This window comes from Rhizobium sp. BK376 (genome assembly GCF_004341625.1).
In the GTDB taxonomy this organism is placed as follows: domain Bacteria; phylum Pseudomonadota; class Alphaproteobacteria; order Rhizobiales; family Rhizobiaceae; genus Rhizobium.
The window spans coordinates 411,113-423,315 of the sequence record NZ_SLZG01000002.1 but is presented as its reverse complement, the minus strand read 5'-3'; the positions used below and the strand labels follow the sequence as shown (position 1 = coordinate 423,315).

The window sequence follows — 12,203 nt, the reverse complement described above, 5'->3', positions numbered from 1 at the left end:
TTGCGCAGCGGAACTCTAGAAGGCACTGGCGACTGCGCTGGGCGCAAACGAGGCCCCGGCTTTCTTCATGCCATCTTCAAGCGAGGCATATATCTCCTGCGGAAGCCTTTGCGCCGCCATGTCCTTTGCGAACGTGACCTCGAATTGCGGATTCCGGCTGCGGAAATCTGCCAGCCTCTCCTTCGCTTGGTCCGATCCGAGCTGGCCGAGGGATGCCGCCCTCAGCGCCTGGACCAGCAGATTGCTGCAGTTGACCTGTTCGGAAAGAAGCGACGCCTGCGACCAGTTCTTCTTCTGATATGCCTCCAGGGCAAGGACGACCGCCGCATCCCGCGGAACCGACTCGACATAACGGCCCGCATCCTGGGCCATTGCAACACCTGCATCCTTAAAACCCGAGAGGTAAAGGACCATGCCGAGCTTGGCAGGTACGTCCGGGTTGTTGGGGTTGAGGGCGAGCGCACGGTTGCCCGCCTGGATGGCCGCTTCCGTCCGGCCGTTGTAGAATCTGGCCATCATCAGCGCGATCTGCGCTCGGTCGGACATCGGCGCGATTGCCACAGCCCGGTTTGCGAGATCCATGGCGCGCACTCTGTCGGCAGGATCCAAATCGCCGACTTTCGGTGTGCCCAGCATGCGCGACAGCGTCGCGGCCGCATCTGCATCGTTGGGATTATCCGCGAGTGTCCGCTCCAGGCAGCCCTCGGATCGAGCGACACTGCCGGTGCCTCCTACGTCGAGGGAGAATTCTGCCCGCAGGACGCAAGCGTTGCCAAGCGCGCCGTCAGCGCTGTCATGCATTTCGATGTTGTTGATGACGCCACCGTTTGCGGCGAAATGCCGGGCCAGAGCGGTGACCAATTCGTCGCGAACTGCGCTCAGTGTCTTTCCTTCGGTATCCGCTCGCTCGACCCCCGACTTTAGGATGTCGCCGGATGAAACGTCGATGATCTGCCACCAGATACTGCGGTCCCCGCCATCGCCATAGTATTTCATGCTGATCTCGTAGCGATTGGCGGTCGAGGCGGCTCTTCTCGCGCCATGAGTGATCCGCTCAGGCCCCGTCGCCAGCGATAAAGTGCGGAACTGCGTCAGTGCCGTCAGCAGAACATCGCGCGTCTGGTCGGCTTCATCCTTCAACCGACTGTCGGCGGCAGAAATATCGATCGAGACCACGGGTCGCGTCGAATAGACCGGACGCGTCCCATAGATCGAGACGCCTGCGACAATGGTCGCAACCAACACGGCTGCGATGGCCGCATGCGGGCGCCAGTCTATGCCCGAAAACGGCAACGCCCCTGGCAACGCGCCCTGTTGGCTCGGCACGTCCTCTTCGGGCGAATTTGGGATTGCCAGCTCGGTGGCCGGTTCCCTGCTGATTCCAACGGAGGCCCGGACAAAATCCGTCACATAGCGCCCTTTGGGAAGTTCGATGGATACGCCATTGGGAGAGCCGAATGCCTCGTAATACTGGCCGACGGCCGTGCGCAGACGGCTGACTTCAATACGCACGATCGGATCGAGCGACGCGTCGAAGCCGGCAGACCTGCCCAGCACGTCGACGGCGATCGTATAGGCTTTCACACTATCGGCACATCCGAGAAAATGCCGTTCCGCAAGATGGGTGAGGATTGCCCGCTGGCGCTCCGTCGCATGGAATCTGCTATCGGCCAGCAGTCGTTCAAGTTCAGATTTGGCTTCGTCCCGGGATACTTCGCAAGAAGATTCGTCGTGTACTTCAGCGCTCATGGCCGCCCCCATACGCATACGCTCAGGCTAAAGTAGAACTACTGAATTTATCGCCCAAAATGCAACAAGTTGCAACACAAACAGCTAACAAAACCAATAGGTGATCGGTTCTGGGGCAACCTTCGCACCCGTTGAAGATGCCGGTAGGAGTCGCGGCGCGCCCATGGCGGACGATCTCAAGGACCATGACGCCTCAAATCCGATGCTATTTCTGGCGATGCTGGACGCAATATTTGATGACCTCTGTCTCGATCTCTGTGCAGATGGTCTCGTATTCCCGAACCAGGGTATAGTCTGTGTCGCCTGGCTTCTTGCGTATCCGCTCGAGCGTTACGCTAGCGTCCTCGTAGGCTTCGCATAGATCGTCGAGCGCACGGTTGCGGGCGGCAAACATCTGGAGCTCGCCGCGGATCGAAGGCAGCTTCAGCATAAGCCTCCAGAGGCCTCGCTGGGCCGCTCCATCCGGCGGCCTGTCGCTCGTGTTTCCCCTGCCCATCAGGCAATCTCAGCCCCACTCCGACACGATCTATCCATACTACTCCTGACGGTGATCTGGATAAGTACGTTACGGTAAATTGACGGGTATGAGCCTCCACAAAATCCGCGGTGTTACTCGGAATTTACAGTAAAGTACTCCCCCGGCCTGCCATTCCGTGGTCTGAATCATCAGCGGGACCAGGAGACGATGAATGGGGGTATTCGAGGCATTGGGATCGGCACCGCTGCTTTGCGCTCGGGAGACCGACGCGACGATCCGCTCGGCCGCAATTCTAGTCATCCTCGATGGTTGCCCGACATGAGAACGGCGTCAGCCATACCGGATCCGAGGATTCGGGTCATGGCTGCAGGGCCCTTTCACGGCCTGATGCGCCGGCTCGGTCTACGCAAACGCGGCTGGCGCGCTTTCGTCTTCGCCATGCTGTGCTGGACAGTGCCGCTGCTCCTGGTGCTTGCAAACGGCGGAGGCTACGCGGCAGGCCTTTATCTTGGCGATCTAGGAGCCTGGGCGAAATTCCTGATCGCACCAGTCCTGCTGACTCTATCGGAAAAGCCGATCGAGTTTGCGTTGGACGCCTGTCTTCGCATCCTGTTCGGGATACCGCTCGTCTCCTCGCAATCGATCCCTGCCGCCGGCGCCGCCATCGCCACGGCACGAACCCGTTCACGCATGTGGCAAGCGGAACTCGTCTGCCTCATCGTCGCCATCGCGGCCTCCTGCGTGAACGCCGACCGTTTCCTCGGTGGCTCCGGCCCCGTTTGGGCGGTCTCGGAGGACGGCCTGACCTCTGCAGGCGTCTGGTGCCTCGTCATCAGCAATACGCTCTACTGGTTCCTGCTGGTTCGGATCGTCTGGAAGCACCTCGTGTGGACCGGCTTCCTGTCTACCATCGCGTCCGGCCATCTGAGACTCGTGGTCACGCATCCGGATGGACATGGCGGCCTGGGCTTTATCAGCGGCTACCTCAAAGGTTATGCTCTCTTCAGCCTCGGAGCCGGTTCCGTCATTGCTGGAGGGCTCGGCCACGTGATGCAGCGCGAGGCCGTGACGCCCACCATCTTCACGCTCGTCTGTGCAGGATGGCTGGTCGTCATCTTCCTGTTCTACGCACTGCCGCTGGCTCCTCTCGGCATGAAGATCGCCCGGCTGAAGCGGGATACCATCATGAGGTCGTTGACGGGAGCGACAGATTTCGAGCGATCCGCGGAACGACGGGCGCTCGGCGTCAACGTCTTTCCCGACGTGGCCGAGGACGATGCAGAAGACCTTCATGACGTCAAACCATTATACCAGGCGGCCCTGAAAACATCGGCGCTGCTTTTGAAACCGAAGAACGCGGTGCCTCTGTTACTACCAGCGCTGCTGCCGCTGCTGGCCGTCGGTGCATTCTTTCTTCCATACGCGCAGCTGAGCACGATCGTGAAGCGGCTGCTACTGCTTTGACCGCAACCGAAGGAGAAGCCTGATGTCCTTTCCTATCTTCGTGCAGCTTCCACTGGCGATCGCAGGCGATATCGCCGCCCATTTCGTGAGCCGCGACAGCGTTCGGTTCGAACTCGTGCAGACGGGAATAGCGCTGGTCATGCTCGCGACCTTCATCATCCTGTTGATCTGCGCACTGAGAATCTGGAAGTGGGTCCGCGGGAAGAACGGAATAGCGGAATGAGTTCCGGCGATGCCGCGAAACAAACGCGGCCCACCGGCATCCGCCACCCGGCCCTTTCGAGGTTGAAGCATAGAAATTGCTATGCGGCGCAAAAACAATCTGAGCGGGATGTTAACTCGAAATTAAATTGTGCTGGATAGAAAATTACCCGGTTGTTAAATTCCTATTGAAGACACGATTCGCAGACGGCGTGATCGTGTTGCCAAAGAAGATATTTCACGTTTAGCGGCGTGGAGGGTCAGGGTCGCACAAGGCTCTGGTTGCATGATGTCCTTCCAACGCACTGGCTCGTACGAGCCATGTTTTCTCAATCTTTCTTGACGTGTGTCCGCGTGATCGTTGCCGAGACGGCATTCGAGGAACGGGCAAACCGCCAAGCAAGAGCCGGGTATTTGAGCCCAAAAGAGGCTTGCCGGTTCTGTTGGCGGTTAATGTCGGGAAAGTGACCTTCTGATTTGGAAAGTACGACCATGACGTCACCCATTTCTTCGATGCCCGTCAGTCAGATCCGGACTCTTTCCACAGCGACCATTGCGGCCTGGACCACCGAAGACGTGCAGGCACTGAGCGCTGATCAGATCAAGGTGCTGAATGCGCGCCAGGTCGCCGCCATCAGCCAGCAAAATGTCCAGGCGCTGAGTGCGCAGCAAATCTCGGCCGTTGCGCCAGGCGCCATCGTCGGCTTGTCGGTCGACCAGATGGCGGTTCTCTCCGCACAGCAAATCCAGAGCTTGTCCACGGGACAGGCCGCGGTACTCTATGCCGACCAGATCGGCGCTCTTGATGCCACCCAAGTCGCCGCTTTCAACAGCACGCAGATCGCTGCCTTCAGTGGGAATGAAATTCGCGCTCTGACGCCGGCAGACATCGCAACCTTCACGACCGACGAGATTGCGGCGATCAGCACGAAATCCTTGCCCGGTCTGACCACCGATGCCATTGCCGCACTCTCTTCGGATCAACTCCATGCGTTGACGAGCGGTCAGCTTGGGGTCCTGTCGACCGTTCAGGTTGCTGCATTGTCGGCCACGCAGGTCGCCGCGCTGACCACCACGCAGATTGGCGCCCTGACCTCGCGACAGGCCGCCGGCCTGGATATGACGACATTGTCCACCAGCCAGGTCGCAGCACTTTCGCCGAGCGTGATCGCCTCGCTGAGGAGCAACCAGATTTCGGCGTTGTCAACCGGCCAGGCGGCTGCCTTGACGAGCAGCCAGGTGGCGGCGCTGACCGCGACCGAGCTTCGCTTCATGTCGCCGGAAAACATCGCGACCTTTACGACCGACGAGATCGCAGTCATCAGCACGAAATCCATAGGGTCGCTGTCCACCGACTCGGTCGCCGCACTGTCTACCGACCAGGTTCGTGCGCTGACAACCGGCGAGCTAGGAGTCCTGACGGCCGCTCAGGTTGCTGCACTGTCGCCCACGCAGGTCGGTGCCTTGAGCACCACGCAGATCGGCGTCCTGACATCGCGACAGGCCGCCGGCCTGGATGTGACGTCGCTGTCGACAAGCCAGACCGCTGCCCTTTCGACGAACCTGCTCGTCGCCCTGACGAGCAGTCAGATCTCGACATTGTCAACCGACCAGGCGGCTGCCTTAACGAATAGTCAGATCGCCGCGCTGACGGCGGTCGATCTTCGCGCCTTGCCGCCGGAAGACGTTGCGATTTTCACGACCGCGGAGATTGCGGCGATCAGCACACGATCGTTGCCAAGCCTTTCGACCGATTCTGTTGCTGTCCTCTCCACAGCTCAGATCCAGGCGCTGACGAGCAGCCAGCTTGGAGTTCTATCAGCGGCTCAGGTCGCCGCGCTGACGCAAGCGCAAGTCGGTGCCCTGAGCACCGCTCAGATTAGCGCGCTGACATCGCGGCAAGCCTCCGGTCTGGATATGACGGCGCTGTCCACCAATCAGGTCGCCGCTCTCTCGACGAATCTGATTACAGGACTGAAGACTGACCAGGTCGCCGCCCTCTCTGCCAATCAAGCAACCGTGCTGAGCAGCAGCCAGGTCGCCGCGCTGTCGCAAATCGCGCTTCGCGCCCTGTCGGCGGAAGATCTTGCGACCTTCTCAACCGGTGCGATTGCGGCAATCAATACAGAAGCGCTGCCGAGCCTATCTACCGATGCCTTTGCCGCACTAACCACCGACCAAGTCCATGCCCTTACGACCAAACAGCTCAGCGTCCTAACGCCGGCTCAGGTCGCGGCGATGTCGCAAACGCAGGTCGGCGCCTTGAGCACTACGCAGGTCGCCGCATTGACATTGCGACAGGCCGCGGGCGTGGCTGTGACAGCGCTCTCCACCGACCAGACCGCCGCATTGTCGACGAGCGTGATCGCGGGCCTCAAAACCGACCAGATCGCTGCATTGTCGGCCGCTCAGGCGGGCGCCTTGACGAGCAGCCAAATTGCAGTACTGACCGCAATAGCCCTCAGCGCCTTGCCTGCGGCGGACATCGCAACCTTTGCGACCGGCGAGATCGCGGCAATCAGCACGCGGTCGCTGTCGGGCTTGTCCACTGATGCAGTTGCCGCACTCACGACAGACCAGATCCATGCGCTGACGACCGGCCAGATCGGCGCCCTCGCAGCCACTCAGGTTGCTGCGCTGTCGTCCACGCAGCTCGGCGCCATGAGCACTACGCAAATCAATGCCCTGGCGTTGCGGCAGGCCGCTGGCCTGGACTTGACGGCACTGTCCACAGGCCAGACAGCCGCACTGTCGACGAGCTTGATCGTCGCGCTGAAAACCGATCAGATCGCCACGCTGTCGACTGCCCAAGCCGCCGCATTGACGACCAGCCAGATCGCTGCTCTGACGGCAATCGAGCTTCGCGCCTTCCCGCAGGAAGACGTTACGGCCCTTACGACCGATACGATAACGGCGATCAGCACGCGGGCGCTGCCGGGCTTGTCCACTGATGCCGTTGCCGCACTATCCACCACTCAGATCCAGGCGCTGACAACAGCCCAGGTCAGTGTCCTCACCGCCACTCAGCTCGCAGCAATGGCGCCCGGAGCGTTGAGCAGCCAGCAAATCGACGCCTTGACATTGCAGCAGGCCTCCGGCCTGGATCTGTCGACGCTCTCGACAGATCAAACCGCTGCCCTGTCGACCAATGTGATTGCCGGATTGAAAGCCAGCCAGGTCGCCGCTTGGTCAACCGACCAGGCCGCCGCCTTGACGACCCGCCAGATCGCGGCATTGACGGCAGTGGCGATCACTGCCCTTCCGGCGGAAGACATCGCAACCTTCACGACCGACGAGATTACCGCGATCAGCACGAAAGCGCTTCCCGGCTTGTCTACAGATGCCGTTGGAGCACTCTCCTCCAATCAGATCCAGGCGCTGACAACAGGCCAGATCGCCTCAATGGTGGCCGCTCAGGTCGCAGCGCTTTCGTCGACGCAGGTCGGTGCCATGAGCACCACGCAGATCAATGCCCTGACACCGCGACAAGCCGCTGGCCTGGATATGACGTCGCTTTCTACCGATCAGACAGCCGCCCTGTCGACCAATGTGATCGCCGGATTGAAAGGCAGCCAGGTCGCGGCCCTGTCAACCAACCAGGCGGCCGCCTTGACGACCGGCCAGATTGCGGCACTGACCTCGGCAGCCCTCTTCTCTCTTCCGTCGGAAGACATGGCGGTCTTCACCAGCGCCGAGATTGCGGCAATCGGCACACGATCGTTGCCGGGTCTATCCACCGACGCCATCGCTGCACTCTCTTCCAACCAGATCAATGCGCTGACGACCAACCAAATCGGCGCCTTGACGCCGAACCAGATCGCGGCGCTGTCGTCAGATCAGGTCGGCAATCTGAGTTCGACACAGATTACGGCACTCTCGGCCAGGCAGATCGCGGCAATGCTGATGGAGGACATCCAGGCATTCTCCACCGAGGATATCGCGGCAATCAGCACGAAATCCATATCCGGACTGTCGGCCGAAGATCTTGCCGGGCTCAGCACTGCGCAGCTTGATGCCTTCAGCACGTCACAGGAACAGGCGATGAATACGGCGCAGGTCGCTGCCGTCCTCGCCGCCTATGCGGCAGTCTGAGGGTCCTAGTTGATGGGCGGCAGCGGTTGTAGCGTTTTGCCGTCGCTTGCCTTTTATTAAATTCCCCTCGTCCGGAGACTTGTTCAGTCACGGCACATTAATCATTTGGGCAGCGCGTCTCGTGGGCTAGATAGCCTGCGTTTGCTGGGTTTCACAAAGGAGCCGATTCAAAGACAACAACAAATCGCGCAGAGCGTTAATCCAAAATTAAACTCTGCCGCATAATGATTTATACGAACGCGGGAGTTCTTCGCAAAGCATGGTGCCGGTATTTCCAAGGTAAGCCGGCCGAATGCGACAGTGGCGCGGAAGATTCGTTTTCAAAGCGTAGGAATCAGAGACGATTGTTGCTCTGGATGCATGATGCCATTCCGATGCGCTGGCTCACGCGAGCCATGTTTCACCCAACTATCTTCTGCTGGAAGTGAATCCAGCCTTTGATGCCCGTTGCGGCATGCGAAGGCGATGTCACTGTAACAGTCTTAGAAGCGCCAATGCCGTCGAAAAGAGGCTTTGGGCGTACGGGCGGTTAGCAGCAGGGAATGACATTTGTTATCATTAACCTAGGGGTACATCCATGTCGTCAGTTTCTTTCCTTCAAGGTCTTTCCGCTACTCAAGTTAAGGCTCTCACCACAACCTCCATTCAGAACCTGAGCACCGCTCAGGTCAACGCGCTGTCCACGACCCAGGCTGCCGTGCTTTCTTCGACCCAGGTCGCTGCAATGAGCACCGACGATGTACATGCGATGGCATCGACGAGCCTGCAGGTCATGACGGCAAGCGCCGTTGGCGGCCTGTCGCTCGACCAGATCAGCGCTCTCGCAAGCGGCGCTTCTTCGCTCACCACCACGCAGGTCACCGGTCTCTCGGCTTCGGTCGTTTCTCAGTTCACGCAGGGCAACCTCGACAACTTCGACACGGCACACATCCAGGCTCTCACCTCGACGCAGATTTCGGCCCTGAACGCCGGCAATATCGACACTCAGACTGTCTCGCGCCTGTCGTCGACTCAGGTCGGAAAGCTGACCTCCAGCCAGGTAAACACTCTCAGCACCGGCGCCGTATTGCTGGCTCTGTCCTCCACCCAGATTGCTGGCCTGACCTCGCTCAACGCCAGCGGCCTTACGACCGACTCGATCAGCCTCCTCAACAACAGCGCCAACATGCAGGCACTGAACGCGAAGGCTCTGGCAGCCCTGTCGACCGACGACATCGCAGCACTTAACTCTGTCGGTGGTTCTTCCCTGTTGTCGACGCAGATCGCTGCACTGACCACCAGCCAGGTAGCGGCCCTGACGACTGTCCAGATCAGCAACTGGGTCTCGACCCAGGTACAGTCGCTGAGCGCAAAGCAGATCGTTGGTCTCGACGCCTCTCAGCTCAGCTCCACCCAGGTTGGCCAGCTGCAAGGCACGCAGATCGCTGCACTCGGCAGCACCCAGGTCGGCGAAATGAGCAGCACGCAGTTCGCTGCTTGGTCGTCCACTCAGCTTGCTAGCCTGAGCGCAACCGGCGCCGCCGGCCTGACGACCGATCAGGTCACAACGCTGGACACCAACGACCTCGCTCAGCTCAACGTGAAGTCTCTGGCTGCCGTAGGTACCGACGCCATCGCTGCACTGAGCAGCACGCAGGTTGCCGGTCTGGATGCGAACCACCTGAAGGCTCTGACCTCCACTCAGATGGCGGCATTCACCACCGTCGAGGCTACTGCTCTGACTTCGACGCAGATTGCCCAGCTGTCCTCAGTCCAGATCGCTGCGCTCTCCACCGACGACATCGCGACCTTCACCAGCGCCGAGATCGCCTCGATCTCTGCTACAGGCATGAAGGGTCTGAGCTCGGCGGACATTATGGCCCTGACCGATGCTCAGCTCGATGGCTTCGGCACTCAGCAGCCGAACATGACCAACGACCAGGTCGCCGCTGTCATCGCTGCCTACAACGACACCACGGTCTCCTAATGATCGACAGCGTCGCCTCGGCGGCGCTGAAACTCCTTCATCTGAATGCGAAGCGGGCGGTGCGAAAGCACCGCCCGCTTTTCTTTCAAAGCTCTGCCTATGCAATCTAGGATTCAGGACGACCAGCCCCGCGCAAGCAAAACCGGCAATAAGAAGCCAACGCTTTTGGCGTATTTCGGCCATTTTGTCGGGGGAAATCCATGAACGTAAACAACTCAGTCGCTTCGAACCAGGCTTCGGTCCTTGCCGATGTATTGGAGCGTGCGAGAACCCAGCAGCTATCTCTGGCCGATTTGATTCATGTTGCGGAAAGTCTGAACGGGCCTGGACTGCAGACTCAAGTCGTCGATCTCTACAAGACTTGGATCGCCTTCAACGACACCAATCCCCTATTGCATCTCGCCTACTTCAACTATGCGGTCGGCCTGCGCGCAATTGGCGATGTCGCCGGTGCGATCAATGCGCTGCGCTCTGGAGTGAAAGTGGCGCCGACATTCGGCCCTGCTTACATCAATCTCGGTCGCGCTCTGGAAGATTGCGGCCTGCTCGATCAAGCCGTATTGCAATGGCAAGCCTATACCGAAGAAACCCGTGACATCACCCCCGATCGGCTGAACCATCGCGTGATGGCCATGCATCACATGGGCCGCGTCCTGGAATCTGCGGGTCGGCAGGAAGCTGCCGAAAGAATCCTTTTGCAGGCTTTTGAGCTGCAGCCCGCGAAACTCGAAGCGGGCCAGCATTGGCTCTCGGCGCGCCAGCACCAATGCAAGTGGCCGATTTTCACTCCTTCAACGCATGTCTCGCTCCGGCAGATTGTCGACGCCATGTCTTCAATGTCGCTTAGCTGCTATGCCGACGACCCCCTCTTCCAGCTCGCCAAGGCCCATCGTTACGGCAAGAGCCTTGTGGGGCGACCCGACGACATCGGTGGCGTCGAGCGGAAGCCCGTGCGGCAGAAATCGGGGACCGGAAAGCGTTTGCGCGTAGGCTATGTCTCCTCGGACCTGCGTGAGCACGCGGTGGGTTTTGCGCTGAGCGAAGTTATGGAATTGCACGACAAGAGCCGTGTTGAGATCTTCGCTTACTATTGTGGCGAACCACGCACCAACGACCCAACGCAGACGCGGTTCAAGAACGCTGTCGATTGCTGGCGCGATATCGCTTCGCTCAGCGACCTAGAGGCGGCAAGGCAGATTTCCGCCGATGAAATCGACATCCTCATCGATGTCAATGGCTATACCAAGCATGCGCGGGCGAAGATTTTCGCTTATCGTCCGGCACCGGTCATCGTCAATTTCTGCGGTTACCCCGGCACGATGGCCAGCCCGTTCCATCAGTACATGATTACTGACGAGCGCGCTGTACCGCCCGAAAACGAAATCTATTTCACCGAAAAGGTGCTGCGTATTCCCTGCACCCAGCCCGTCGATCGCAAGCGACAGATCGCCCCGCGCCCGAGCAGGGCGCAGGCTGGTCTGCCGGAAAACGCTTTCGTTTATGCGAGCTTCAATGGCACGCAGAAAATCACCGCCGGCTGCTTTGCGCGCTGGATGACCATTCTTGCGGCAACGCCGGGCAGCGTACTGTGGCTGCTTGCTGCGAGCGACGACGTCAATCAACGTCTGCGCGACATGGCCGCACAAAGTGGCATTGCGCCCGAACGGATCATCTTCGCGCCCAAGGCGCTCAATCCGGATCACCTGGCGCGCATAGGCTTGGCCGATCTCTTCCTGGACACTTTCCCCTATGGCGCGCACTCCACCGCAGCGGATGCAATCACGATGGGATTGCCGGTCCTGACCGTCCCCGGAAAGACTTTCGCAGCCCGCTTCTGCGCCAGCATCGTTGCGGCAGCCGGCATTCCGGAAATGATTTGCGCAACACCGGAAGAATATGTGCAGCGCGCCATTGCACTTCACCGTGACCGTAAGAGCCTTGCTGCCGTCAAGGAGTCTTTGCTGCGCCAGCGTGAGACCAGCGTCCTACGCGATATGAACGCTCTGGCGCACCGGCTGGAGGAATTGTTCTGGCAGATGCAGGGCGAGGCCGAGCGCGGCGAAACGCCGGTGCCGGATCTCACCAATCTCGATCTCTACTATGAGATTGGGGCAGAGCTTGTTTTGGCGAATATGGAGTTCGAGGACAACGCTGCCTACCGCAAGCGCTATAGCGAAAAATTGGCTCAATGGAACGATTTCGCCCCGCTGGCACGCGATTCCCGCTTGTGGAACGGCCAGACGGCATAAGCGC

7 protein-coding genes are annotated in these 12,203 nt (G+C 59.8%); 5 read left to right on the top strand and 2 right to left on the bottom strand.

Annotated elements, in window-relative coordinates:
* Positions 1–15: 15 nt before the first annotated feature.
* Both EV561_RS06590 and EV561_RS06585 read right to left on the bottom strand, forming a co-directional pair.
* On the bottom strand, positions 16–1,749 hold the full coding sequence (locus tag EV561_RS06590; protein WP_132518884.1) for a tetratricopeptide repeat protein: 1,734 nt from the start codon (positions 1,747–1,749) through the stop codon (positions 16–18).
* 205 nt (positions 1,750–1,954) lie between these two features.
* Positions 1,955–2,245 carry a hypothetical protein gene (locus EV561_RS06585; RefSeq protein ID WP_132518882.1) on the bottom strand — a complete coding sequence of 97 codons (291 nt, stop codon included), beginning with the start codon at positions 2,243–2,245 and terminating at the stop codon, positions 1,955–1,957.
* A 342-nt stretch (positions 2,246–2,587) separates the two neighbouring features.
* On the opposite strand from EV561_RS06585, the gene EV561_RS06580 reads away from it, so the two are divergent.
* From EV561_RS06580 to EV561_RS06560, 5 genes are all read left to right on the top strand, one after another.
* Positions 2,588–3,691: a hypothetical protein gene (locus EV561_RS06580; RefSeq protein WP_245512595.1), complete on the top strand. Its 1,104-nt coding sequence runs from the start codon at positions 2,588–2,590 to the stop codon at positions 3,689–3,691.
* Between the two features lie 22 nt (positions 3,692–3,713).
* On the top strand, positions 3,714–3,914 hold the full coding sequence (locus EV561_RS06575) for a hypothetical protein (RefSeq protein WP_132518880.1): 201 nt from the start codon (positions 3,714–3,716) through the stop codon (positions 3,912–3,914).
* Positions 3,915–4,384: 470 nt separating this feature from the next.
* The gene (locus tag EV561_RS06570) at positions 4,385–7,984 is read left to right on the top strand and encodes a hypothetical protein (protein ID WP_132518878.1); all 3,600 of its coding nucleotides are present in this window, start codon (positions 4,385–4,387) and stop codon (positions 7,982–7,984) included.
* A 577-nt stretch (positions 7,985–8,561) separates the two neighbouring features.
* Complete coding sequence (locus EV561_RS06565) at positions 8,562–9,950, top strand: hypothetical protein (RefSeq protein WP_132518847.1); 1,389 nt, start codon at positions 8,562–8,564, stop codon at positions 9,948–9,950.
* Between the two features lie 200 nt (positions 9,951–10,150).
* Complete coding sequence (locus EV561_RS06560) at positions 10,151–12,199, top strand: glycosyl transferase (RefSeq protein ID WP_132518845.1); 2,049 nt, start codon at positions 10,151–10,153, stop codon at positions 12,197–12,199.
* Positions 12,200–12,203: the final 4 nt, after the last annotated feature.